26 protein-coding genes, 4 pseudogenes and 1 riboswitch are annotated in these 22,011 nt (G+C 65.2%); of the genes and pseudogenes, 21 read left to right on the top strand and 9 right to left on the bottom strand.

Going from position 1 to position 22,011, the window contains the following annotated elements; genetic code table 11:
- The first annotated feature begins 83 nt into the window (after positions 1–83).
- Positions 84–896 (top strand): response regulator, encoded by an 813-nt coding sequence (locus tag ACVWW1_RS26220; protein ID WP_016847263.1) that lies wholly within the window; start codon positions 84–86, stop codon positions 894–896.
- Positions 897–991: 95 nt separating this feature from the next.
- Here ACVWW1_RS26220 and ACVWW1_RS26215 read toward each other — a convergent pair whose 3' ends face one another.
- A complete protein-coding gene (locus ACVWW1_RS26215) occupies positions 992–2,203 on the bottom strand; it encodes a cytochrome P450 (protein ID WP_456657922.1) in 1,212 nt (403 codons plus the stop codon).
- 214 nt (positions 2,204–2,417) lie between these two features.
- On the opposite strand from ACVWW1_RS26215, the pseudogene ACVWW1_RS26210 reads away from it, so the two are divergent.
- The 4 genes and pseudogenes from ACVWW1_RS26210 to ACVWW1_RS26195 all read left to right on the top strand — a co-directional run.
- A pseudogene (locus tag ACVWW1_RS26210) lies at positions 2,418–2,588 on the top strand (TetR/AcrR family transcriptional regulator); the annotation flags it as partial.
- A gap of 82 nt (positions 2,589–2,670) precedes the next feature.
- Positions 2,671–3,144 (top strand): TetR-like C-terminal domain-containing protein, encoded by a 474-nt coding sequence (locus tag ACVWW1_RS26205; RefSeq protein ID WP_456657921.1) that lies wholly within the window; start codon positions 2,671–2,673, stop codon positions 3,142–3,144.
- Between the two features lie 83 nt (positions 3,145–3,227).
- Positions 3,228–4,107, top strand: a pseudogene (locus tag ACVWW1_RS26200) (DMT family transporter).
- Between the two features lie 60 nt (positions 4,108–4,167).
- Positions 4,168–4,308: a hypothetical protein gene (locus ACVWW1_RS26195; protein ID WP_173643732.1), complete on the top strand. Its 141-nt coding sequence runs from the start codon at positions 4,168–4,170 to the stop codon at positions 4,306–4,308.
- A 26-nt stretch (positions 4,309–4,334) separates the two neighbouring features.
- Here the strand turns inward: ACVWW1_RS26195 and ACVWW1_RS26190 are convergent, their stop codons facing one another.
- A complete protein-coding gene (locus ACVWW1_RS26190) occupies positions 4,335–4,577 on the bottom strand; it encodes a hypothetical protein (protein WP_092118949.1) in 243 nt (80 codons plus the stop codon).
- A 179-nt stretch (positions 4,578–4,756) separates the two neighbouring features.
- Here ACVWW1_RS26190 and ACVWW1_RS26185 point away from each other — a divergent pair, with 179 nt between their 5' ends.
- The 10 genes from ACVWW1_RS26185 to ACVWW1_RS26140 all read left to right on the top strand — a co-directional run bounded on the left by ACVWW1_RS26185 (position 4,757) and on the right by ACVWW1_RS26140 (position 9,295).
- Positions 4,757–4,933, top strand: coding sequence for a hypothetical protein (locus ACVWW1_RS26185; RefSeq protein WP_171947849.1), 177 nt, complete (start codon positions 4,757–4,759; stop codon positions 4,931–4,933).
- Positions 4,899–5,093, top strand: coding sequence for a hypothetical protein (locus tag ACVWW1_RS26180; protein WP_456657920.1), 195 nt, complete (start codon positions 4,899–4,901; stop codon positions 5,091–5,093). The genes ACVWW1_RS26185 and ACVWW1_RS26180 overlap by 35 nt, the downstream gene beginning before the upstream one ends.
- A gap of 59 nt (positions 5,094–5,152) precedes the next feature.
- Positions 5,153–5,213: riboswitch (Fluoride riboswitch) on the top strand.
- A gap of 70 nt (positions 5,214–5,283) precedes the next feature.
- On the top strand, positions 5,284–5,457 hold the full coding sequence (locus ACVWW1_RS26175; RefSeq protein ID WP_456657919.1) for a hypothetical protein: 174 nt from the start codon (positions 5,284–5,286) through the stop codon (positions 5,455–5,457).
- Complete coding sequence (gene crcB / locus ACVWW1_RS26170; RefSeq protein WP_456657918.1) at positions 5,454–5,840, top strand: fluoride efflux transporter CrcB; 387 nt, start codon at positions 5,454–5,456, stop codon at positions 5,838–5,840. The genes ACVWW1_RS26175 and crcB overlap by 4 nt, the downstream gene beginning before the upstream one ends.
- A 182-nt stretch (positions 5,841–6,022) precedes the next feature.
- Positions 6,023–6,244, top strand: a complete 222-nt coding sequence (locus ACVWW1_RS26165) for a hypothetical protein (protein ID WP_092118943.1) — start codon at positions 6,023–6,025, stop codon at positions 6,242–6,244.
- A 71-nt stretch (positions 6,245–6,315) separates the two neighbouring features.
- The gene (locus ACVWW1_RS26160) at positions 6,316–6,993 is read left to right on the top strand and encodes a transglutaminase-like domain-containing protein (RefSeq protein WP_456657917.1); all 678 of its coding nucleotides are present in this window, start codon (positions 6,316–6,318) and stop codon (positions 6,991–6,993) included.
- A gap of 79 nt (positions 6,994–7,072) precedes the next feature.
- Positions 7,073–7,999: a DMT family transporter gene (locus ACVWW1_RS26155; RefSeq protein WP_456657916.1), complete on the top strand. Its 927-nt coding sequence runs from the start codon at positions 7,073–7,075 to the stop codon at positions 7,997–7,999.
- Positions 8,000–8,081: 82 nt separating this feature from the next.
- Positions 8,082–8,261, top strand: coding sequence for a hypothetical protein (locus tag ACVWW1_RS26150; protein WP_456657915.1), 180 nt, complete (start codon positions 8,082–8,084; stop codon positions 8,259–8,261).
- A gap of 125 nt (positions 8,262–8,386) precedes the next feature.
- Entirely contained in the window at positions 8,387–8,560 is a 174-nt protein-coding gene (locus ACVWW1_RS26145) for a hypothetical protein (protein ID WP_176528905.1), read from the top strand.
- Between the two features lie 342 nt (positions 8,561–8,902).
- Complete coding sequence (locus ACVWW1_RS26140) at positions 8,903–9,295, top strand: hypothetical protein (RefSeq protein WP_173643741.1); 393 nt, start codon at positions 8,903–8,905, stop codon at positions 9,293–9,295.
- Positions 9,296–9,478: 183 nt separating this feature from the next.
- On the opposite strand, the gene ACVWW1_RS26135 is transcribed toward ACVWW1_RS26140, so the two are convergent.
- Positions 9,479–9,928 (bottom strand): hypothetical protein, encoded by a 450-nt coding sequence (locus ACVWW1_RS26135; protein ID WP_176528906.1) that lies wholly within the window; start codon positions 9,926–9,928, stop codon positions 9,479–9,481.
- Here ACVWW1_RS26135 and ACVWW1_RS26130 point away from each other — a divergent pair.
- Entirely contained in the window at positions 9,928–10,050 is a 123-nt protein-coding gene (locus tag ACVWW1_RS26130) for a hypothetical protein (RefSeq protein WP_456657914.1), read from the top strand. The two genes, ACVWW1_RS26135 and ACVWW1_RS26130, sit on opposite strands and share 1 nt — an antisense overlap.
- Here ACVWW1_RS26130 and ACVWW1_RS26125 read toward each other — a convergent pair.
- On the bottom strand, positions 10,047–10,418 hold the full coding sequence (locus ACVWW1_RS26125; RefSeq protein ID WP_456657913.1) for a DUF883 family protein: 372 nt from the start codon (positions 10,416–10,418) through the stop codon (positions 10,047–10,049). The two genes, ACVWW1_RS26130 and ACVWW1_RS26125, sit on opposite strands and share 4 nt — an antisense overlap.
- Before the next feature lie 76 nt (positions 10,419–10,494).
- A pseudogene (locus tag ACVWW1_RS26120) lies at positions 10,495–11,608 on the bottom strand (AI-2E family transporter).
- 211 nt (positions 11,609–11,819) lie between these two features.
- Between ACVWW1_RS26120 and ACVWW1_RS26115 the strand changes: the two are divergent.
- The 3 genes from ACVWW1_RS26115 to ACVWW1_RS26105 all read left to right on the top strand — a co-directional run bounded on the left by ACVWW1_RS26115 (position 11,820) and on the right by ACVWW1_RS26105 (position 13,688).
- Entirely contained in the window at positions 11,820–12,662 is an 843-nt protein-coding gene (locus ACVWW1_RS26115; protein WP_456657912.1) for a L,D-transpeptidase, read from the top strand.
- 125 nt (positions 12,663–12,787) lie between these two features.
- Complete coding sequence (locus ACVWW1_RS26110) at positions 12,788–13,417, top strand: DUF2865 domain-containing protein (RefSeq protein ID WP_456657911.1); 630 nt, start codon at positions 12,788–12,790, stop codon at positions 13,415–13,417.
- Between the two features lie 115 nt (positions 13,418–13,532).
- Entirely contained in the window at positions 13,533–13,688 is a 156-nt protein-coding gene (locus ACVWW1_RS26105) for a Thivi_2564 family membrane protein (protein WP_061880958.1), read from the top strand.
- 504 nt (positions 13,689–14,192) lie between these two features.
- Here the strand turns inward: ACVWW1_RS26105 and ACVWW1_RS26100 are convergent.
- From ACVWW1_RS26100 to cysD, 4 genes are all read right to left on the bottom strand, one after another.
- Complete coding sequence (locus ACVWW1_RS26100) at positions 14,193–16,355, bottom strand: malate synthase G (RefSeq protein WP_456657910.1); 2,163 nt, start codon at positions 16,353–16,355, stop codon at positions 14,193–14,195.
- A gap of 158 nt (positions 16,356–16,513) precedes the next feature.
- Positions 16,514–17,092 (bottom strand): hypothetical protein, encoded by a 579-nt coding sequence (locus ACVWW1_RS26095; protein ID WP_456657909.1) that lies wholly within the window; start codon positions 17,090–17,092, stop codon positions 16,514–16,516.
- 161 nt (positions 17,093–17,253) lie between these two features.
- Positions 17,254–19,173: an adenylyl-sulfate kinase gene (gene cysC / locus ACVWW1_RS26090; RefSeq protein WP_456657908.1), complete on the bottom strand. Its 1,920-nt coding sequence runs from the start codon at positions 19,171–19,173 to the stop codon at positions 17,254–17,256.
- Positions 19,174–19,197: 24 nt separating this feature from the next.
- A complete protein-coding gene (gene cysD, locus ACVWW1_RS26085) occupies positions 19,198–19,992 on the bottom strand; it encodes a sulfate adenylyltransferase subunit CysD (RefSeq protein WP_207834927.1) in 795 nt (264 codons plus the stop codon).
- 248 nt (positions 19,993–20,240) lie between these two features.
- On the opposite strand from cysD, the pseudogene cysG reads away from it, so the two are divergent.
- A pseudogene (gene cysG / locus ACVWW1_RS26080) lies at positions 20,241–21,693 on the top strand (siroheme synthase CysG).
- Complete coding sequence (locus tag ACVWW1_RS26075) at positions 21,690–22,007, top strand: DUF2849 domain-containing protein (protein ID WP_456657907.1); 318 nt, start codon at positions 21,690–21,692, stop codon at positions 22,005–22,007. The pseudogene cysG and the gene ACVWW1_RS26075 overlap by 4 nt, the downstream one beginning before the upstream one ends.
- Positions 22,008–22,011: the final 4 nt, after the last annotated feature.

The following is a 22,011-nucleotide window of genomic DNA, read 5'->3' as shown; positions in this document are numbered from 1 at the left end:
AAAATGGTACGCCGCCCCAGAGTACGCGGCCCCAGAGTACGGGTTTCAGGCCGGTTGGCCTCACGAACAAGGATGGAGTGGGAATGTCCCGATCACAGATCGTTGCCGAACACCTTCCGCTGCTGCGCCGTTATGCGCGCGCACTGACCGGAAACCAGGCGTCCGGGGACGCCTATGTCGGGGCCATGCTCGAGGCCCTGTTGCAGGACGGATCATTGCTGGACCAGACCCACGGTCCGCGCGCCGGGCTGTTTCGGTTGTTCACCCAGATCTGGAATTCGGTGTCGGTGAACAACAACGACAATGCCGACGTGGCGACGCTCTCGTTGCCGCCGGAGCGCCGGCTCTCCAACATCACGCCGCTGCCTCGGCAGGCCTTCCTGCTGCTGTCGCTGGAAGGCTTCTCGGAGGAGGAGGTCGGCTACATTCTCGGCACCGACATTGCCGAGACCCGCAAGCTGACCGATGCCGCCGGCCGCGAGATGGCCGCCGAGATCGCCACCGATGTCCTGATCATCGAGGACGAGACCTTCATCGCCATGGACCTCGAGAGCCTGGTCAAGAATCTCGGCCACAACGTCATCGGCGTTGCGCGCACCCATTCCGACGCGGTGGCGCTCGCCAAGAACAAGAAGCCCGGCCTGATCCTCGCCGACATCCAGCTCGCCGACGGCTCGTCGGGCCTCGATGCGGTGAATGAGCTGTTGCGCACCTTCGAGGTGCCGGTGGTGTTCATCACGGCCTATCCCGAGCGCTTCCTGACCGGCGAGCGGCCGGAGCCGGCGTTCCTGATCTCGAAGCCGTTCCAGCCGGCGATGGTGTCGGCGGTGGCGAGCCAGGCGCTGTTCTTCCAGCGCAACTCGCGCAACCGCACGCCGCGCGCGGCGTCGGCATGACCTGAGTTTACGCAAGAGGGCAAAGTGCAAGCCGGTGTGCCGAAAGGTACGCCGGCTTTTTCTTGAGCAAGGCTGCGTGGCGCGCGATGTCGAAACTATTTGCGGGTGACGTGCACCGGCATCGTGCCGAGCGCGCGCAGGCCCGAGCTGTCGCGGAAGGCGACCGGACCCGCAATGTCGAACTGCTTCACGCGGCTGGCGAGCGCTGCGATTACGGCCTCCGCCTCCAGCCGCGCCACCATCTGCCCGACACAGCCGTGGATGCCGACGCCGAAGCCCATGTGTCCAGACAGCCGCCGTCTGACGTCGAACTGGTCGGGATGCTCCCAGCGCGTCGCGTCGCGGTTGGCGGAGGCGAGCAGCAGCAGCACCTTCTCGTGCTTGCCGATCTTAACGCCCGCGATCTCGGTGTCATGCGGCGTGGTGCGGAATACGAACGGCGCCGGTGAATCGAAGCGCAGCGTCTCGTCGAACGCCGCGCGCGACAGCGACGGGTCGGCAGCGAGCAATGCCCATTGCTCCGGATGGCGCGCGAGCGTGTACAGCGCCATGCCGATCGCGCTGATCGTGGTGTCGAGCCCGGCCGAGAGCAGCGAGCGCACCAGCAGCGGAGCTTCCTCCGCGCTGATCTCGCCGGTGTCGGCCGCCTCGTAGACCTGTGCGCCAAAACTGCCCGGCCGCAGCGCCTCGCGCCGGCAGCGCGCCGCCACCCAGGGCAGCACGCGCGGCGCCTCTTTCATCAGGTCGCGAAAATAGTCGTTCTCGGGCCCGAAGCCGGCGAACACCATCGCGCCATAGGTCAGGAAGTTCTCACGGCCCTCCTGGTCGATGCCGAGCGCGTCGGGAAACACGCTGACCGGAAACACCTCCGCGATGTCCTTGATCGCATCGAACGATCCGCGCTCGACCAGCCCGTCGATCAGCCGCGTCGCCGTGGCCTTGAAATCATCCGCGAGCCGTCGCATCGCGCCGGGCGAGAGGATCCGCGCCAGCACCGCGCGGGTCCGCGTATGCAGCGGCGGATCGGCTTCCAGCACGATGCTCGGCGGCCGCCACGGCGTTTCCTTGAAGTGGTTCGCAAGCCCGGCGCCGCCGGCGTTGCTGAAATGGGCATGGTCTCCGAAGATCGTCTTGACCTCGGCAAAGCGCGGCACCGCCCAGATGTCATATTTGGTCAGGCGAACGACCGGCGCCGCGGCACGCAGCGCCGCGTAGGTGCCGTAGGGATCGGCCCGCGTCGCAGGGCTGAACGGATCGAAATCGCTGCGGACAATTTCGCCGGCGAGGGGGCTCGCAAGGGCGCTCATTGCATCCTCCCGTTTCATGATCAGTTAATTGACCATAGTCAATTAAATGGAGTAAGGCAAGGGGGGCCTCGTTTCGATTCCATCGGAGCGGAAAAGGCTCTAGAGCGTTTTCGAGCGAAGTGGGTACCGGTTCGCGTGAAGAAAACGCGTCGAAACGAGAAGCTAGAGCTTCGGTTCTGATTCAATCAGAACGAAAGTGCTCTAGGAGACGGCAATGTCGATCGAGGAGCGATCCAGCAAGGGTGCGCGGCGCTTTCAGCGCAGGGCGCGACAGGAGGCCGACAAGGCGGCGCTGAAGGCGTTGATCCTCGAGACCGCGCGCTCGGAGTTCGCCGCCGGCACGCTCGAGACCGTCTCGATCCAGAAGATCGCCGATGCGATCGGCTATTCGAAGGGCACCGTCCTCAAATATTATCCGACCAAGCTGTTGCTGCTGCTCGCGGTGAAGCAGCAGAATCTCGAGGCGGTTGCCGAAACGGCTCGAATGGGTCCGCGCGCAGACGGCCGACAGCGATGCGCGGCTGCGGCGGGTGATGGAAACCTATCTCGACTACTGGGCCGACAATCCCGATCACTTCCGCTCGCTGTTCTCGATGTCCGGCACGGTCGAGGACCGCCGGTTTGCCGACGGCGTTTATTTCGGCGAGACCGAGATCGCCCGCCGCAGCTACGAGCTGTTCGTGATCTCGGTGCGCGAGTATCTCGCGGCGCAAGGCGCCGAGCCGGCGTCCGGCCTGCCGCCGCGGCTCGCGACCGCGTTACTTGCGGCCGTGCACGGCGTGGTCGCGCTGACGCTCGGCACGCCCACCATGAAACTGCCCGACATGCGCGGCACCGGCCGCCTCCTGATCGCAAGCCTGATCGATGCCTGGACCAGCAAGCTTGCCGCCGCGCGGAAAAGCGAGGGCTGGCCGCGGATCTCGATCGGCACCTTTGCCTGACGGAATGGTATCCGAGATGCACGCCGACGCGGCATGCGCGCCGCGAAGTGGAATCGCCTGCTTCCGCCTGCTAAGCGCGGCCGATGGATGAGACGCAACGCGACCGAACGATCGGCTCTCTCTGCCTGGTGGTAACGGCCTTTGGCTGGGCCCTGAACTGGCCGCTGATGAAGCTGTTGCTGCAGCAATGGCCGCCGTTGTTCGCCCGCGGGCTGGCCGGGATCTGTGCGGCGGTGATCCTGGGCGCGCTGGCGCTGGCCCGCGGCCAGTCGCTCGCGGTGCCGCGCGAGGCGCTGCCGCGGCTGTTGTTCGCCTCCTTCACCAACGTCTTCGCCTGGATGGGTTTTGGCACCATCGCGATGAAATTTGTCACGGTCGGCGAGGGGGCGCTCCTTGCCTACACCATGCCGATCTGGGCGATGCTGTTTGCCTGGCCGGTGCTGCACAGCCGCCCGACGCTGCGGGATCTGGCGGCGCTGGTGCTCGGGGTCGCCGGGGTCGCGCTCCTGCTCGGCGGCAACGGCTTTGGGTTCAGCGCCGACAAGCTCACCGGCATCGCGCTTGCGCTCGCCTGCGCCATCCTGTTCGCGCTCGGCAACGTGCTGAACCGCAAGCCGCTGCCGATGCCGCCGCTCGCGGTGGTCGCCTGGCAGGTTGGCATCGGCTGTGGTGATGCTGCTGCTCGGCGTTCTGTTCGAGCACCCGAACTATGTCGCGATCACGCCGTTCGGCCTCGACTGCTTTGCCTATATGACGCTGATGCCGATGGGCATCTGCTATCTCACCTGGTTCGAGACGCTGCGCCGCCTGCCGCCGACATCGGCGTCGACCGGCATGCTGCTGGTGCCGGTCATTGGCGTGATTTCGGCTGCGATCATTCTCGGCGAGCCGTTGGGGCTGCGTGAGATCGGCGCGATGGCGCTGACGCTCAGCGGCGTGACGCTGGCGCTGCAGCGGGCGTGAGAAGGCGGCCGAGGGAACCGACGTTCACGCGACGCGTTCTCCTGAAAAGGGAGCTTGGCCATGCGCAAGGCGATCGCGCGGCTTGATGCGGAGCAGAAGGCGCAGCTGCTTTATCTCGCAGATCTCGGTACGGCGATGTTCACCTCGGCGCTTGTGGTCTGCACGCTGAAAGCGGTCGTGGACCTGTTCGTCGCCGGCTGAACCGCCGCAGCAGCGCCAACGCGCCGTTACTCCCCTTGCGGCGCGTCCCCTTGGGTGTGCCCATCCGGCCCCCGGTTAAACACCCCATACTCGCTCGACTTCACCCCGGCCCCTCCATCGACGCCGTTGCCGGCCAGACCGAGCCTGAGCAGTTCGCGCACGGCCGCGGCACGAGTCGGCATGCGGTGCCTGAAGCGGAAATCGTCGAGAGCCGATAATTCTTCGGGGGAAAGCATGACTTGAAGACGTTCAGCGCGAAGTTCATTCATCGCAAATCGCCCAGAATTAGTTAGTTGAGTAATTTGCTAAACGAACCAATTCGCGGTGGGTTCCACAGCTTGAGATAAAAGCGTCGATTGAGCAGGTTAATCAAATAAAATCAATGACTTACAAGAAAAACTAAGGGAACGATCCGGCTGCCCCTCCGTTGTCTGGCGGGAGTGACGCCATGACCAACCACGTCAAGCTGCCCCGAAAGCTATCCGAGGAGCCGGAAGCGCCGGAACCGCGGCGCCCGAGCCACGCACGGGTGATCGATCAACTGGACCGCTGGGCCAATAGTCCGGGTCTGCAACCGCCAAGGGTGAGTGATGCAGAAGACGATTCGGAAGCGGAAGCGATCTGAACCCCACACCTTCGAGCAGCGCCTCGAAGAACACCGGATGCGGCTCGAGAGCCAGCTCGCGGAATTGCCGCGTGGCGCCAAGCGCGAACAGATTGCCGCGCGCATCGAGCAGTTGCGGACCGCCGTCGAGCTGAACGCGATGCTGTCGATGAGCGAATGAGCAGTCACGCCGGCGCGGGACGCCGACTTGCTCCCGCCGCTGGGCTCGCCTACCATCCCTGCGTTGATGGGGATGGAGTCCCCCGATAACCGCCGCAAGGCTGATGACTTCTACCGGGCGCGACAGCGTCGGTAGGAGCATGCGCCACCGCCGATCTGCTGCGTGTCCCGCGAACGAGAAGGGGCAGAGCATGACGGGTCTTCCTGGGTCACTCTCAATCGCATTGTCGCTGGTCGGGTCGATCTGGCTCGTCGGTGTCGTCGCCCTATTGGCCGGCGCTCTGGGCGAGCTGATCGCCGCGACCTTCGTTGTTGGGCTTGTGACAGGCGTCGCCGAGTGGCGGGGCGGAAAGGCAGAATCTTGAGCGTTCAGTTGTTGGCGGCGGTCGCGATCGGCGGTTCGCTGGGATCGGTCGCGCGCTATCTGGTGGCGATCGGCGCGGGACGCCTGGTCTGCACCGGATTTCCCTGGGGCACGCTGGTGATCAATATCGTGGGCTCGTTCCTGATCGGCGTATTCGCGGAGTCCTTCGCGCTGACCTGGAATGTCAGCCAGGCGGTGCGGGTGTTTCTCACCGTCGGCATCTGCGGCGGCTTCACCACCTTCTCGACCTTTTCGCTCGATGCGATCGTGTTGATGCAACGGGGCGAGCTATGGCCGGCTGCTGCCTACATCGCGGCCTCCGTTGCGCTCTCGATCCTCGCGCTGTTCGCCGGCCTGTTGCTGGTGCGGGCGTTCGCGGCTTGATCGGTTGAACGGCGGCTCATTGCGGCCGCCGCCTTGGTTCAACCTGGTCTACGTTGCCTGCGGACCGTCCAAAAAAGTGAAGGGCTGGAGGTATCGTCTGCCGCCGGAATCCTTGGCGCGCCCGGGGCCAGCCGGTAGGATGGAACCCGGATCGTGGTCAGGGACCAAGGAAAGACTGCGGAATGAAGCATGTCGACGTCGCGGTGATTGCTGCCACGCTATGGCTGCTGGCGTCGATGGTGCTGGACATCCTGACGCCGAAGTCGATCACCGCGCTGATGATCGCCGCCGCGCTCGCGCCGCCGTTCCTGATCGGGATCGGCATCCATTTCGCACGCGAATATTTCAAGGCGAAGCGGCGCAGCTACCGGCCGCCGCAGTGGGACGAACGCTTCAGGAACTAGGCGGGGCAGGGCTGCAAGAAGGGCTGCGCCTGCTGCATTGAACTGCGCACATGGCTTGCTAAGGTTGCGCCATGACCGAGCATCTTCCCGACACGATCAGCCGCCTCTACACCGACCCCGGCGAATATGTCGACAGCGACCATCCCGCCGTCGAGGCGTTCGCCCGCGCCGCCGTCCCAGCCGATGCCGGCGCGCGCGACATAGCGAGCCGGCTCTACACCGCGGTGCGCGACGGCATCCGCTACAACCCCTATGTCAGCATGCGCTCGCCCGAGAGCTACCGGGCCTCTAGCGTGCTCGCCGCCGGTAATGGCTACTGCGTCGGCAAGGCGGCGCTCTATGCCGCGGCCTGCCGGGTCCACGGCATCCCGGCCCGGGTCGGCTTTGCCGACGTCCGCAACCATCTCACCACCGAGAAGCTGCGCCAGAGCATGGGCTCGGACCTGTTCACCTGGCACGGCTTCACCGAAGTGTTCGTCGACGGCGCCTGGCGCAAGGCGACGCCGACCTTCAACGACACGCTGTGCGCCAAGCTCGGCGTCAAGCCGCTCGATTTCGACGGCCATTCGGATGCGCTGCTGCACCCGTTCGACGGCGCAGGGCGCGCCTACATGCAGTACGTCAACGACCACGGCACCTATCACGACGTTCCGGCCAAATTCCTGATGCGCGAGATGGCGCGCGAATACGCCAACATGCAGGGCGAGGACATGTCCGGCCGCGACATGGAGCGCGAGGCGGCGGAGTAATAGCGCGAGCGCGCTGCGAACGTGGTGCGCTGACGGAAGCCGTCCTGGGTGAACGTGCGCCGGCTGAGGGGGCGGTGTCATGGATGCGGAGTTGCCGAAAGGTCAGGTCGGCCGCCCGGCCCCGGGCTGGGAAGACGCGGTCGCGCTGACCGGCTTCATCCTGGTCGCGGTCGGGCAGGCCTCCAATCAGGTGCTGGCGCGCGGCCTGGCCGGCTCGGTGCCGCCGTTCTCGCTGGCCTTCTTCCGCTGGAGCATCATCGCCATCGGCCTTGCGCCATTTGCGATCGCGGCGATCCGGGACGGCAAGATCCCGCTGGCGCAGAATTTTTGGCCGATCCTCGCCGCGGGCTTCCTCGGCATGTTCCTGTGCGGCGGTCCGGTCTACATCGCGGGCATCACCACCACCGCGATCCATATCGCGCTGATCTTCGCGCTGTCGCCGATCATGGTGCTGTTGATCTCGGCCGCGCTCGGCATCGAGCATATCGGTCCGCTGCAATGGCTCGGCACGGTGCTGGCGCTCGCCGGTGCGCTTTTGATCGTCTCTGGCGGCCGTCTGGAAACGCTGACGCAATCGAGCGCGGCCTGGGGCGATCTCCTGGTGGTGTGCGCCATGCTCGGCTGGTCCGGCTACACGCTGGTGCAATCGCGCGTCGCGCCGCACGCCTCGCTGCTGGCGCGGGTCAGCCTGTTCTCGACGGCCGGCGCGCTGTGCTCGCTGCCGCCCGCGCTCCAGGAAATGTGGACGACGCCGGCTGCGGTCTTCAACGCCCGGGCGTTCGAGGCCTATGTCTTCGCCGGCCTCGTCCCCGGCCTGATCGCCTATGCCGGCTTCGCCTGGCTCGGCGCAAGGTTCGGCTCGGTATGGACGTCGCTCGTGCTCTACGTCGCGCCGATCGCAAGCGCACTGCTGTCCTGGATCATTCTCGGCGAGCCGCCGAAGCTGATCCACCTGGTTGGCGGCTTGCTGATCCTCGGCGGCGTCTGGGCGAGCCTGCGCAAATAGATCCAGCTCCTTCCGGGGTGCAACCTTTTCCAGCCTCGTGCGTTGAATCCGGCGTTGATTCAAGAACTTAGTCGGAGGTCGTATGAATCTTACTCCCCAGCAGCGCAAGGTTCGTAACGAGCAGCGTCAGCAGGACGCGTCGCAGGCGATGAAGGAGCACCTCGCCCACGAGAAGGCGTTCTACAACAACTTCCACCGCCTCAAGGCCGAGCGGCAGGCGCGTGAAGCCGCGGAATCACGGAAGCCACCCGCTACAAAATAAGCGCCGAGAGCCACACACCAACCATCGGATTTCCCGGACCGAGAAGGAGCGGAAGCGAGGGGGCGAGCGCAAGCGAGTTCGCCCGAATGACGCGATGAAATCTCCAGGCTCATGGAGGACGTCAGATGTATTTTGCCGATAAGAAAACGGTCACTTGCAAATGCGGCGAGCCCTTGAGTGAATTGATGCTCGTCGACGACCAGACGACTGGAATCAAGTTTCATGTCGGTCGTTGCCTGTCCTGCCGTGAAGTGACGGTCGTTCGATCCCAGGACATGCCATCAAACGATAATGCCTGAAGCAGACAGTCCTCTCGCTCGGCGGAAGGACCGCTCCTTCAGCGTCGGGCTTCAATTGCGACGGCTGAGTGACAGGCCGGCTGACGCATCGTTCGCGGGACCGCCGAAAAAAGAGCAGGGCGCGACCGGCATCACCACGGTCGCGCCCTACGTCGCCGGTCAATGGGGCAGGGGGAATAACCGGCTCTTCCAATGACTCGCAGCCCCCCGGACTCGTTCCGCGCGAATCAAAATTTTTTCGTACACGGTTAAGTGATGGCCGGACGCGAGAACCCCACAGGTTTCGCTCGCGTTGTGTCCGTGATCGCCAACGGGAATTTCCATGGGGCGAGGGACATCACCATGTCAAAGATTCAAAAGGGAATTTTCGCTGCGTTGGCGGCTGGATTGACGCTTGGCGCGGTCCAGCTGGCGTCCGGCCATGATCTCATTGGCGGACAGCAGGTCACCACCCAATTAGCGCCGGAGAGCGCGGTCAATCGCGCCGCCAAGACCGACCGTGCCGCGGTTCCGATGACCGGCCTGCCGAGCCGGACCGTCGCGCTGAAGGTCGATCGGCTTCCCGATACGTCCGTCCTGGTTCGTGTTCCCGTGGCGCGGGAAGAGGCCCGCAATCACCCCGCAGCGCCGGCGCGTGCGCGGCCCGGCGACACCCGCAAGGTGGCCTGCGAGCCCGTGGTCAGCGTCCTGACCGAAGTGGCCAAGCTGCTGCAGCCCGGCCGCTGCGTGACCTGAGCACCCCTTGAACAGTGTCATCGCCCGGCTTGTCCGGGCGATCCAGTATTCCAGAGACAGCTGTCGTTGGCCGACAGGCCGCGGCGTACTGGATCGCCCGCCGGAGCCTGTCATCGGGCGCGCATTCGCGCGACCCGGTGGCGAGCGATGACGGCTGCGCTTGTTGGTGGCGGACCGGGAGGGCTATTCCTCTTCGTCCGGCTCGCTGCTGCCGGCGGCGCTGCGGCTTGCCATCAGGCCGAGTGCGAGGCCGCCGACCGCCAGGATCGGGATCAGCCGCTTCACGCCGATGGCCCGCACGATCTGCAGGCCGGTGGCGATCAGTGCGGGGTCGGCAAGCATTGTCGCCGCGGCCGATTTCGCGGCCTTGGCCGCTTTCTCCGCGCGGAGGCGCATCTCTCGCTTGCGCGCCATGTAAACAGCAATGGCGATCAGCGTGACGACGAGGAACACCGCGGCGCCGGACAGGCACGCCTCCACCGGACCATAGTGCTGCAGCACATAGACGAAGGCGGCCGCGCACAGGAAGGCGATGGTGATGAACAGCGCGATCGCGGCGGCGGCCGCAAGCGAGGTCAGCCGCAGCGCGCTGCCGGTGGATTGCTTGACGTCATCGATCAGCCGCTGAAGCATTGACCAGCCTTGCCCTGAAAAGTTTTGCTTTGAACCTTGCCTTGAAAAGCGCATCGACAAACGAGGCGGCGGCGCGCCAGCGCTGCCATCGCGTCCAGAACGGTGGTTTGCGCATGACCTAGCGCCGCCAGGTGACGCCGATCAAAAAGCCGAGGCCGAGCGCAAGGCCGACAGTCGCCAGCGGCCGCTGCGTGATCACCTCTTCCAGCGATTCCTCGATCGAGGAGGCGGCATCCTGCGCCGCGCCCATCATCGCGGTGCCGCGCTCCGACATGTCGTCGAGCGTCGCTTCCGCGTTGGCGCGCACATCCTTGTAGCGGCTGCGGGCCTGCTTGCCTGCATTGTTGGCAAACGAGTTGAGCGCGTCGGTGATCTGTTCGGTGAGGGCAGCGATATCGTTCTTCACGGCAGTAACATCCTTTTCGAGGCGTTCGTAGGTCGCTTTGTCCGTCATGTTCCTGATCCCAAATGCGCTGTCCGTGCTCGACATCGAAAGCTCCCGGAGAACGTGCGTGTTCGGAGAAAAACGCTTCGCACCTCGCAAGGTTCCAGATGCGAAACCGAGGTTAGTCCTCGGGAAGCTGCGGCGAATTGACCGGCATCAAATGCTCCTTGACGATCAATGCCACGATCAGCAATGGCGACGACAGGAAGGCGCCCATCGGGCCCCACAGCCAGGTCCAGAACGCGAGCGCGAGGAAGACCGCGAGCGCATTCAGCGACAGCCTGCGGCCGACGATCGTCGCGCGTCACGAAATGCCCTTCCATGAAGGTCACGACGGCAAAACATGCCGGCGCGAGCAGCCCCGCGCCGATGGTCGGCGAGGAGATGATGCCGACCACAACCAGCACCACGAACATCGCGACCGGCCCGATGATCGGAATGAAGTTCAGCGTCGCGGCGAGCGCGCCGAGCCCCGCCGGGTTCGGCATTCCCGTCGCCGCGCAGATCGCACCGGTGACGATGCCGATGCCGACATTGATCATCGTCACCGTCAGCAGATAATTGCCGAGATGGGTCTCGACCTCGTTGAGGATACGCAGCGTGCGCAATCGTGCCGCGCGGTCGCTGAAGGTCATCACCAGCCCGCGGCGCAGATCCTTCCAGCTCGCGATGAACAGGATCAGGGTGGCGATGAACAGCAGGAATTCGGCGAAGGTCGGCGACACGAATTCCAGCGTCGGCTGCACCCATTCGAATTTCGGCAGCTGGAGGTTGGCGAGCGTGTCGGGGCCGCCGACCATGCTCTGCAGCTCCTGCCACAGCGCGAGCGGCCGGTCGAACACATGCAGCTTCTCCCTCAGGATCGCGCCGAGCTCGGGCAGCCGCGAGCTCCAGTCCATGACAGGCGAGGCGATTAGTCCGACCATGAAGCTGACGGCGGCGCCGACCGCGATCACGATCAGCACTGCGCCGAGCGCGCGCGGGATCCGGTAGCGCTCGAGCAGGCTCGCCGCCGGCGACAGCATGGTGCCGACGATGAAGGCCATGGTGATCGGAAGGAAGAAGGCCCGTGCGAGATAGAGCACCCCGACGATGACGATCACCAGCAGTGCGACCAGCGCGAAGGCGACGGCCTCGGCGCGGCTGACAATCGGCGGCGTTTCGGCTGTGCTGTCGGGGAGGGGCGTGCCTTCGGTCGGATTGCCAAGCATACGTTCACCCGGAAAGGCGCGCACCAGACTCCTCCCGAATGGGGACAAATGAATTTCGTGTCAAATTGCGCACGACAACGGCCTTGTCCCCGGCAAAGGTTCCATCGCGCGCTCGTGAGAGATGGCGGGTTGACAATCGCGACTTTGCGACGATTCGCAGCGGAACTGTCTGATGGTTACGCGCGTTGGGTGGTCATCGCATCACCATGATGCGCATCCCGTCCAGGGGCAGCACATGACACAGCAGTCTCTCTCCAGCCGCCGGCTTGCGTCGCGCGCCGCGCGCACTCATGTCCGCACTTTTGCCTTCGCCGGCGTCCTGCTCGTGACGCCGTTCGTTGTCGCCACCTCGGCCAGCGCGCAAGTCAGCTCTCAGGTCCGCTCGTCCGCGCTCGGCTATGCGTCGACGCAGCCGGGCGGATTCCCCTCCGACGAGGTGATGACCGATCCCTCGACCGCGGCCACCGAGGACGGCGCACTGCCGGAGCGGCTGCGCCGCACCACCGTCGCGCTCAACACGTCTGAGGCGCCCGGCACCATCATTATCGATACCGGCAATACCGCGCTCTATTACGTGCTCGGCGGCGGCCGCGCGATCCGCTACGGCGTCGGCGTCGGCCGCGAAGGCTTCACCTGGGCCGGGGTGCAGACCATCAGCAACAAGGCGGAATGGCCGGACTGGCATCCGCCGGCCGAGATGATCAAGCGCCAGCCCTATCTGCCGCGCTTCATGGCCGGCGGCCCCGGCAATCCGCTCGGTGCCCGCGCCATGTATCTCGGCTCGAGCGAGTACCGCATCCACGGCACCAACGATCCGTCGACGATCGGCAAGTTCGTGTCGTCGGGCTGCATCCGCCTGACCAATGAGGACGTCACCGACCTGTTCAACCGGGTCAATGTCGGCACCAGGGTCGTGGTGCTGCCGAAGAGCGGACCGCATATCGCCGCCCGCGAGCTCGGCCCGGCCGCGACGCAGATCTCGGTCCGGCCGGTGCCGATGCAGCCGCGCCCCGCGGTGATGACGCTGCCTTCCGGCCGTCAGGCGTTGAACGTTCCGGCGGCTTCCTCGTTGTACTAGAGCGTTTTCGAGCGAAGTGGATACCGGTTCGCGTGAAGAAAACGCGTCAGAACTAGAATCTAGAGCCGCGTTCCGATTCAATCGGAACGGGGCTCCAGGGATCGGCATTGGACTGAGGGTCGGTAATGGTGAAGGGGCACGTCAGGCGATGGACGTTCGGGACGGCGGCGGTGCTTGGCCTGTCGCTTGCGTCCGCGGCACAAGCCCAGGATTTCTTCTCGCAACTGTTTGGCGGCTTCATGCAGGGCCGTCCGCCGGTGATCCGGATGCCGTTCGATGACGGCCCGGCGCCTGTGCCGCGGTCCGAGCGGCGCGCGCGCTATGATGTCGGCCAGGCTTATTGCGTGCGCACCTGCGACGGCCGCTATTTCCCGCTGGCTGCGACCGGCAGCCAGAGCAAGGCTGAGAGCTGCAACAGCTTCTGCCCGGCGAGCGCGACCGAAGTGGTCTATGGCGGCAATATCGACAACGCCGCGACCGAAGACGGCAAGCCGTATTCCGAACTGCCGAACGCATTCCGCTATCGCGACGAGATCGTCTCGGGCTGCACCTGCAACGGCAAGGACACTGTCGGGCTCGCCGCGGTGAAGATCGAGGACGATCCGACCTTGCGCAAGGGCGACATCGTCGCCGGCAAGGACGGGCTGATGTCGGTCGGCCGCCCGGACCGACGCGGGGCATCTCTCAACTTCACGCCGGCGCCGGATCGCATCCGCGCCAAGTATCAGCGCGCGCCGGTGCTGGCGCGCGAGTAGCGTCGCTCATGCGAGAGGTCGGCCACTTTCGGTTCCGTTCGCTGGAACCGGCCTTGCGCTCGCACGTTAGCAACGGGCGAACAGCACATTCACCGATGCCATCAGGGGGCCCCGCATGCTCGTCGGCGTACTCGTCACCTTCCTTGTCGTTATTCTGGTTCTTTATCTCATCAACATGCTGCCGCTCGACGGCCGCGCCAAGCAGATCGCGCGCGTCGTCGTCATCATCATCGGCATCGTCTCGCTGCTGAAATATTTGGCGGTGTTCTAGCTTCGTCATTGCGAGTGAAGCGAAGCAATCCATCTCACCGCGCGAGTGGAGCAATGGATTGCTTCGTCGCTTCACTCCTCGCAACGACGTCGATGCAGCACCATGAGGGTCTACAGTTCAGCCGCGAAACAAGGCGCATATCCTCGTCCACCGCTGTCATCGCCCGGCTCGACCGGGCGATCCAGTACGCTGCGGCTCCTCGATTCAAGCACAGACGTCTCTGGAATACTGGATCACCCGCATGCGCGGGTGATGACGCTGCGAGGGGCGTCCGCAGGATTTCTGAAAAATAGAAGAATATCGCTGATTTGCCCGACGAGTCAAGTTGCCGTATCCGCCAGCCGCCGCCGGCTACTTTGCATGGGGTTGTTTTCGATATTTTGGCACTACGCCCCTGCGACGGCAGGCTATCGCATCCGGCTCCTCTAGCGCCACCTGCGGCGCCAACAAAAAAGCCCCGGCTTATCGCCGGGGCTTTTGCTTTTGGTTGCGATCGCTCGCAGATCAGCCCGCGGCCTTGGCCTCGCGGCGGCGCGCGGTGAGGATGTATTCGGTGTAGCCGTTCGGCTGCGTGCGTCCTTCGAACACGAGGTCGCAGGCCGCCTTGAAGGCCACGCCGTCGAACGCCGGCGCCATCGGCTTGTACAGGGGATCGCCGGCATTCTGCTTGTCGACGACGACGGCCATGCGCTTCAGCGACTCCATTACCTGATCCCTGGTGATGACGCCCTGATGCAGCCAGTTCGCCAGATGCTGGCTCGAGATGCGCAGCGTCGCGCGGTCTTCCATCAGGCCGACATCGTGGATGTCGGGCACCTTGGAGCAGCCGACGCCCTGGTCGATCCAGCGCACGACGTAGCCGAGGATGCCCTGGCAGTTGTTGTCGATCTCCTGCTTCACGTCATCGGGCGCCCAGTTCGACTGCGACACCGGAATGGTGAGGATGTCGGAGAGTTTTGCACGCGGCCCGCCCTTGGCGAGCTCCTGTTGCCGGGCGATCACGTTGACCTGGTGATAGTGCAGGGCGTGCAGCGTGGCCGCGGTCGGCGACGGCACCCAGGCGGTGGTGGCGCCGGCCTGCGGGTGGCCGATCTTCTGCGCCAGCATGTCGGCCATCTTGTCGGGCGCCGCCCACATGCCCTTGCCGATCTGGGCATGGCCGGGCAGGCCGTCGATCAGGCCGTTGTCGACGTTCCAGTCCTCATAGGCCTTGATCCACGGCTGCGCCTTCATGTCGTTCTTGCGGATCATCGGACCCGCTTCCATCGAGGTGTGGATCTCGTCGCCGGTGCGGTCGAGGAAGCCGGTGTTGATGAACATGATGCGCTTGGAGGCGCGCTGGATGCAGGCCTTGAGGTTCACCGTGGTGCGGCGCTCCTCGTCCATGATGCCGACCTTCAGCGTGTTCTCCGGCAGGCCGAGCATCTTCTCGACCTCGGCGAACAGGTCGCAGGTCAGCGTCACCTCGTCGGGGCCGTGCATCTTCGGCTTGACGATATAGGCCGAGCCGGTGCGGCTGTTCCTGACCTTCGAATTGCCCTTGAGGTCGTGGATCGCGAGCAGGCCGGCGACCGCGGCGTCCAGCAGGCCTTCGGGGATCTCCTCGCCCTTGGCGTCGAGCACCGCGTCGGTGAACATGTGGTGGCCGACATTGCGCATCAGGAGCAGGCTGCGGCCGTGCAGCTTCAGCTCGCCGCCGTCGGGCTTCTTGTAGACGCGGTCGGCATTGAGCGATCGCGTCAGCGTCTTGCCGCCCTTCTCGAAATCGGCCGACAGCGTGCCGTTCATCAGGCCGAGCGTGTTGCGATAGACCAGCACCTTGTCCTCGGCGTCGACGGCGGCGACCGAGTCTTCCATGTCGAGAATGGTCGAGACCGCCGACTCCAGGATCATGTCGGCGACGCCGGCCGGATCGTCCTTGCCGATGACGTTGCTGCGGTCGATCTTGACCTCGACATGCATGCCGTTGTTGACGAGCAGGATTGCGGTGGGCTGGGCGGCATCGCCCAGATAGCCGGCGAACTGGGCGCCATTCTTCAGCGCGGTCGAATTGCCGCTTTTCAGCTTGACCGACAGCTGGCCCGCGATCACGCCGTAGAAGGTCACGTCGGTGTGGCTTCCGGTCGCGAGCGGCACAGCGGCGTCGAGGAACGCCTTTGCCTTCGCGATCACCTTGTCGCCGCGGGCCTTGTTGTAACCCTTGCCACTCTCGCTCGGATCATGCGGGATTGCGTCGGTGCCGTAGAAGGCGTCGTACAGCGAACCCCAGCGCGCGTTGGCGGCGTTCAGTGCGTAGCGGGCGTTGGTGAGCGGCACCACGAGCTGCGGGCCGCAGATCTTGCCGATTTCCTCATCGACATTTGATGTCTCGACCTTATGGGTCGCGGGCTCGGGCAGCAGATAGCCGATGTCCTTGAGGAACGCGGTGTAGGCGTTGATGTCGAACGGCTTGCCCTTGTTGGCGCGATGCCAGTCGTCGATCTTGGCCTGCAGCGCGTCGCGGACCGCGAGCAGTTCGCGGTTCTTCGGGCCGAGCTTCTGGATGATGGCGGCGAGTCCTGCCCAGAACGCGTCGGGCGCGATCCCGGTTTTCGGCGTCGCCTCCTTGGCGATGAAATCGAACAGGACAGGGGCGATCTTCAATCCATGGGCATCGACACGAGTCATGATGGGCTTTCTCAAAGAAATGGGGCGTTTAGGGGCTGCTTTCGCAAGAAATCAGCAAAAAACGCGCCAAAGGCGGCGTTCACGGCCCTTTTTGCCCTAAAGCCGCGGCTCTGAGAAGGCCCCCTTTCCCCCGGGCGCGGCACCGGCAGAGAGCGCGGTCACGGCGCCCTGGTCCGTACCTTGGTGGCGATCAGCAATGCGGCGAGCAACAAGGGAATTGCGCCCGCCGCAAACACGGCTGCCGCGCCCATCAAATCGAGCACCAGCCCGCCGCCGCTTTCGGTCTCATCGGGCACCATGCGGGTGATCCAGGTCGTCGTCGCGACCGGTACGCCGCTGAAAGCAAATCCCCAGAGTGCGGCCAGCACCAGCGCGGGAATGACGTCCTTGCCATAGACCGAGAGCAACAGACCGAGCACGCTGATCGCCAGCGGCATCGCGATCAGCGTAAGCTTGAGATTGCGCTCGGCCATCAGCCCGCTCGCGAAGGAGCCGATATAGTTGGCGACGCCGAAGGCGAGCAGCGTTGCCGCGACGCCGGCGGCGCCAAGCCCGGTCACGCTTTCAAGGAAGGGACGGATATAGCCGAAATAGCCGAAGTGTCCGGTGAAGACCAAGGTTGCCGCGAAGATGCCGGCACCGATCCCCGGCCGTGTCAGGATGTCGATCAGGATGCCGAGCCCGGCTTCTCCCTTCGGGGCCAGACGCGGCAAAGCCAGCGCCTGGACGACGAACACCGCTGCGCCCAAATGCCGTCGCGAGCAGGAACACGGAGCGCCAGCGACCGGTTGAAACCGCCCTGGATCGCCCGGTCCCGTCTACGCCAAGGCTTCGACGGGGCTTGGCTCGCCGAAGCTTTAGCGAAGGCGGCAAACCGGGCGATGACAGTTGAGCAAGGTCAGATATTCGCCGCGAGGTCGGTCAGTTCGTCGAACAGGATGCCGGTCGTGACCAGCATCCGCTCGATCGCGTCGGTGGCATCGCTGACCGAGCGGTTCGAGGTGTCGATCGTCAGTTCGTTGCCGGTCGGCGGCTGGTAGTCGTTGGTGATGCCGGTAAAGGACGGCAATCCGCCGGAGCGTGCCTTGGCGTAATGGCCCTTGGGGTCGCGGGTCTCGCAGACCTCGGCGGGCGTGGCGACGTAGACTTCGCGGAACGCGCTGTCGGCGATGCGGCGTGCGGCCGCACGGTCGGCGGTCGACGGCGACACCGCGGCGACGATGGCGATATGGCCGTTGCGCGCCAGATGGGTCGCGACCTCGGCGAGGCGGCGGATGTTCTCGGTGCGATCCTGCGGCGAGAAGCCGAGGTCGCTGTTCAACCCGGCGCGGAATGTGTCGCCATCGAGCAGGATCGGCGAGCCGCCATTGCCGAACAGGCGCCGTTCCAACGCCCTTGCCAGGGTCGACTTGCCCGAGCCGGGCAGGCCGGTCAGCCAGACCACCGCGCCATTGTGATGGTGGCGCGCCGAGCGCTCGTCCGGCCGCAGCGCGGATTCCACCGGCACGATGTCGATCGGCACCGCAGGCCGGCCGGCATCGACCGACAGCACGAGGCCGCCGCCGGCGATGCGCCCGTTGACCTCGATCACGAGGCGGCCGGTGCGCGGATTGTCGGTGTAGGGATCGGTCGCAACCGGCTGCGCCAGCGAGATGTCGATCTCGCCGACATGGTTGCGCGCGATCGCGGTGTTCTCTTCGTTGGACAGCGCGCCGGGATCGATCGCCTTTTCGATCGCGACCACGGTGGCGCGGCTTTCCTTGGTGCCGAGCCGGATCAGGATCTGCTCGCCCGTGGTCAGCGGCTTGTCGTGCAGCCAGAAGATCCGCGCGCGGATGCGGCGGGTGTCGCGCGGGCTCTGCCCGCTATGTCCGATGATGTCGCCCCGCTCGAGGAACAACTCGCGGTCGAGCGTGATGCCGACCGAGCGCCCCGCGCCCTGCGGACCTTTGACCGGCGTCACCGGCCAACTCTCGACCGTCTTGATCTTCGCGATCTTGCCCGTGGGCATGATGACGATCTCGTCGCCGGCCTTCAGGCTGCCGGACTCGATGCGGCCCGCCACGATGCGGCGGTCGTCGAACTTGTAGATCGCCTGCACCGGCAGCCGCAGCGGCAGCTCTGCCAGCGGCGGTGCCGGCTCGAGCGCATCGAGCGCCTCGACCACGGTCGGTCCGTTGTACCATCCGATCCGCGGCGTGTGTTCGGCAACGCCGTCGCCGTCGCGCGCGGAGATCGGGACCACGGCGGTCGGCGTTACGCCGAGACCGATCAGATGCGCGGAAATCTCGTCGCTGATCTCGTCAAACCGGGAAGCACTGAAATCGACCCGGTCCATCTTGTTGACGACGACCGCGACCTGCTTCACGCCGAGCAGATGCAGGAGATAGCCGTGCCGCCGCGTCTGCGAGCGGACGCCTTCGAGCGCGTCGATGATCAGCACCGCGCCGTCGGCCTGCGAGGCGCCGGTGATCATGTTGCGCAAAAACTCTGCATGGCCGGGCGCGTCGATCAGCACGACGTCGCGCGAGCGGGTGCGGAAGCGGATCTGGGTGGTGTCGATGGTGATGCCCTGGTCGCGTTCGGTCTGCAGCGCGTCGAGCAGGAACGACCATTCGAACGGCATGCCGCGCCGCGCGCTGACCGCCTTCAGCATCTCCAGCTTGCCGTCCGGCAGGCTGCCGGTCTCATGCAGCAGGCGGCCAACTAGGGTGGACTTGCCGTGGTCGACATGGCCGACGATGACGATTCGCACCTGGGGACGTGTGGTGCCGTTGGGGGTCGCCGAGATCGAGGCGGTGGGAAGAATCATGTTCATCAGAGCACTCACGCCAAACTGGGATCAGAGATAGCCGGCGACACGCAGTCGCTCGAACGCATCCTCGGTTTCGTGATCGAGTGCGCGGCCGGCGCGCTCCGGGATCTTGGTGTTATCGAGCTCATCCAGGATTTCATCGATGCTGGATGCGGTCGAAGCCACCGGGTTGGTGATGTCCTGATCCCCCAGCGAGCGATAGCGCTTGCCGTCCTTGGCGAGATAGAGCGGGATGATCGGAATGCCTTCGCGCTTGGTGTAGGCCCAGATGTCGGCTTCGGTCCAATGCAGGATCGGATGGATGCGCAAGTGTGCGCCTTGCGGCGGCGAGGCGTTGAAGTGATCCCAGAATTCCGGTGGCTGGTCGCGCACGTCCCATTCGCCTTCCAGGCCGCGCGGCGAGAACACGCGCTCCTTGGCGCGCGTTGCCTCTTCGTCGCGGCGGATGCCGGCGATCAATCCGTCAAAGCCGAATTTGTTGAGCGCGAGCTTCAAACCCTCGGTCTTGCGCGCGGCGGAACGCGCGGCCGGCGGCAGGGTCGGGTCGACGCTGTCGATCGGCGGGCAGGGCTCGACGCGCAGGTCGAGATCCCATTCCTTGCCGAAGCGATCGCGGAACGCATACATCTCCGGAAACTTCTTGCCGGTGTCGACATGCAGCGCCGGGAACGGAACCCGGCCGAAGAATGCCTTGCGCGCCAGCCAGATCATCACGTTGGAGTCTTTGCCGAGCGACCACAGCAGCGCGAGCTTTTTCAGCCGGGCGAACGCCTCGCGCAAAATGTAGATGCTCTGGGCCTCCAGCTCATCGAGATGATCCATGGACGGGGGGGCCTGATTGGCAGGAATCCCCGGCACGGAAGATGCACTGCGAAGGGCTGCGGACCGCGTTCCGGCAGCGGCGGATTCGTTGTCGAGAAGATGCATCTCTTGGCCTTGGCCTGTGGAGTTGAAAATTCTAAAGTTGCGCTGCAATAGAGAAGAAATAATTTTCTCTTTGCTTGGCCTTGATCGAGAGATAAATAGAAAATAATTTCAGTCAACCCCCAAGTTGGGGAAGCGAGTGTCTGATGCGATATCTGCCGGTGTTTCTGGATCTGCAAAGCGGCAAGGTGCTGCTCGTTGGAGCGGGCGAGCTCGTGCGCGCTAAGTTGCGGCTGCTTGCAGCTGCCGGCGCCGCGGTTCGCTGGTACGCGACCGACGGCGATCATGAGCTCGCCGGCATCGCGGCGGAGGACGCCGCGCGCATCGAGCGCGCCGAGGGCGATCCGCTCGCAGCCGATCTCTCCGATGTCATCGCCGTGCTCTGCGCCGGTGCAGGCGAGGTCGGTGTTGCGATGTCGGTGCGCGCCAAGGCGATTGGCCTGCCGGTCAACGTGATGGACGACCTCGTGCACTCCACCTTCATCATGCCTGCGATCGTCGATCGCGGCGATGTCGTGGTCGCGGTCGGAACCGGCGGCACGTCGCCGGTTGTGGCGCGTCGCATCCGCGAGAAGATCGAGGCGGTGCTGCCGGCGCGGATCGGCGATCTCGCCGGCTTTATCGGCCGCTTCCGCAAACCGATGCATGCGCGGATTGAAGAATTTCCGCTGCGCCGCCGCTTCTGGGAGCGCATCGTCGACGGCCCGATCGGCGCGCTGGTGCTGGCCGGCCGCAAGGACGAGGCCGAGCACGCGCTGAACGCGATCGGCGATCCCGCCGCATTCGCCGGCGCTGATACGGAAGGCAAGGCTGTCGGTCATGTGACGCTGGTCGGCGCCGGTCCCGGCGATCCGGATCTGCTCACCGTGAAGGCGCTGCGCGCGCTGCAGGACGCCGACGTCGTGTTCTATGACGAATTGGTGTCACCGGAAATTCTCGACCGCATCCGGCGCGATGCCGCGCGGATTCCGGTCGGCCGCCGCATCGGCAAGCCCGGCATCGGCCAGGACGCCATCAACCGCCTGATGATCGAGGCCGCGCAGTCCGGCCAGCGCGCGGTGCGGCTCAAGGGCGGCGATCCCCTTTGTGTTCGGCCGCGGCGGCGAGGAAATCGAGGCGCTGCGCGACGCCGGCGTCGCCTACTCCATTATTCCCGGCATCTCCGCCGGTCTCGGCGCGGCCGCGCAATTCGAGGTGCCGCTGACCTTCCGGCACGAGGCGCTGCGCATCACCTTCCTGACCGCGCACAAGGCGCGCGATGCCGAAGTGGTCGACTGGTCGGTGCTGACCGACACCAGGATGACCGTCGTTGTCTACATGGGCATGACCGCGGCGCCCTCGATCCGCGAAGGTCTGCTCGCCGCGGGCCGCTCGCCGGAGACGCCGGTCGGCGTGTTCGCGCGCGTGACGCGGCCGGACGCCAAGGCTGCGGTCGGCACGCTGGCGCGGCTGCCCGAGCTGGTCGAACAGGTCGATGGCGGTCCCGCTGTCCTCATCATCGGCGACGTGGTCGCACATTCCGCGCCGTGGAGCCGATCCAACGTCACCCAATTGTTCTCCAACCAGATGTTCTCCGAACTGCTGAAGGCTGCCGAATGACCTCTCCGCTCGAACAGAAGAAAATCAGGATCACAGGCCCCTCGGTGGTGACCGCCAACCGCACCTGGGACGGCGCCGTCGTGTATCGAACCGCCAAACAAGGCTGGTCCACCGAACTCTCCGATTCCGCCGTCGTCAGCACCTCCGACGACGCCCGTGCGCTGTTGGCCGAAGCCACCGCCGACGACGTCGGCGCGGTCGGCCCCTATATCGCGCCGGTCGAGCTCAGGGATGGCGGCAAGGTCAAGCCGGGCAATCTCCGCGAACATATCCGCGCCAAGGGCGTCACCATCGATCTTCAGGTCCCCGCGTAAGACG

This window comes from Bradyrhizobium sp. JR3.5 (genome assembly GCF_054057015.1).
This window is presented reverse-complemented; position numbering and strand designations above follow the sequence as displayed.

What these genes read in the sequence shown, in the direction of transcription:
- ACVWW1_RS26075 (WP_456657907.1), top strand. Translation starts at nt 21,690, where the DNA reads ATGACCTCTCCGCTCGAACAGAAGAAAATCAGGATCACAGGCCCCTCG.
- ACVWW1_RS26215 (WP_456657922.1), bottom strand. Translation starts at nt 2,203, where the DNA reads ATGAGCGCCCTTGCGAGCCCCCTCGCCGGCGAAATTGTCCGCAGCGAT.
- ACVWW1_RS26100 (WP_456657910.1), bottom strand. Translation starts at nt 16,355, where the DNA reads ATGACTCGTGTCGATGCCCATGGATTGAAGATCGCCCCTGTCCTGTTC.
- ACVWW1_RS26150 (WP_456657915.1), top strand. Translation starts at nt 8,082, where the DNA reads ATGAATCTTACTCCCCAGCAGCGCAAGGTTCGTAACGAGCAGCGTCAG.
- ACVWW1_RS26165 (WP_092118943.1), top strand. Translation starts at nt 6,023, where the DNA reads ATGAAGCATGTCGACGTCGCGGTGATTGCTGCCACGCTATGGCTGCTG.
- ACVWW1_RS26155 (WP_456657916.1), top strand. Translation starts at nt 7,073, where the DNA reads ATGGATGCGGAGTTGCCGAAAGGTCAGGTCGGCCGCCCGGCCCCGGGC.
- cysC (WP_456657908.1), bottom strand. Translation starts at nt 19,173, where the DNA reads ATGAACATGATTCTTCCCACCGCCTCGATCTCGGCGACCCCCAACGGC.
- ACVWW1_RS26105 (WP_061880958.1), top strand. Translation starts at nt 13,533, where the DNA reads ATGCTCGTCGGCGTACTCGTCACCTTCCTTGTCGTTATTCTGGTTCTT.
- ACVWW1_RS26190 (WP_092118949.1), bottom strand. Translation starts at nt 4,577, where the DNA reads ATGAATGAACTTCGCGCTGAACGTCTTCAAGTCATGCTTTCCCCCGAA.
- cysD (WP_207834927.1), bottom strand. Translation starts at nt 19,992, where the DNA reads ATGGATCATCTCGATGAGCTGGAGGCCCAGAGCATCTACATTTTGCGC.
- ACVWW1_RS26115 (WP_456657912.1), top strand. Translation starts at nt 11,820, where the DNA reads ATGACACAGCAGTCTCTCTCCAGCCGCCGGCTTGCGTCGCGCGCCGCG.
- ACVWW1_RS26180 (WP_456657920.1), top strand. Translation starts at nt 4,899, where the DNA reads ATGCAGAAGACGATTCGGAAGCGGAAGCGATCTGAACCCCACACCTTC.
- ACVWW1_RS26110 (WP_456657911.1), top strand. Translation starts at nt 12,788, where the DNA reads ATGGTGAAGGGGCACGTCAGGCGATGGACGTTCGGGACGGCGGCGGTG.
- ACVWW1_RS26135 (WP_176528906.1), bottom strand. Translation starts at nt 9,928, where the DNA reads ATGCTTCAGCGGCTGATCGATGACGTCAAGCAATCCACCGGCAGCGCG.
- ACVWW1_RS26125 (WP_456657913.1), bottom strand. Translation starts at nt 10,418, where the DNA reads ATGTCGAGCACGGACAGCGCATTTGGGATCAGGAACATGACGGACAAA.
- ACVWW1_RS26175 (WP_456657919.1), top strand. Translation starts at nt 5,284, where the DNA reads ATGACGGGTCTTCCTGGGTCACTCTCAATCGCATTGTCGCTGGTCGGG.
- ACVWW1_RS26160 (WP_456657917.1), top strand. Translation starts at nt 6,316, where the DNA reads ATGACCGAGCATCTTCCCGACACGATCAGCCGCCTCTACACCGACCCC.
- ACVWW1_RS26195 (WP_173643732.1), top strand. Translation starts at nt 4,168, where the DNA reads ATGCGCAAGGCGATCGCGCGGCTTGATGCGGAGCAGAAGGCGCAGCTG.
- ACVWW1_RS26140 (WP_173643741.1), top strand. Translation starts at nt 8,903, where the DNA reads ATGTCAAAGATTCAAAAGGGAATTTTCGCTGCGTTGGCGGCTGGATTG.
- ACVWW1_RS26145 (WP_176528905.1), top strand. Translation starts at nt 8,387, where the DNA reads ATGTATTTTGCCGATAAGAAAACGGTCACTTGCAAATGCGGCGAGCCC.
- ACVWW1_RS26220 (WP_016847263.1), top strand. Translation starts at nt 84, where the DNA reads ATGTCCCGATCACAGATCGTTGCCGAACACCTTCCGCTGCTGCGCCGT.
- ACVWW1_RS26185 (WP_171947849.1), top strand. Translation starts at nt 4,757, where the DNA reads ATGACCAACCACGTCAAGCTGCCCCGAAAGCTATCCGAGGAGCCGGAA.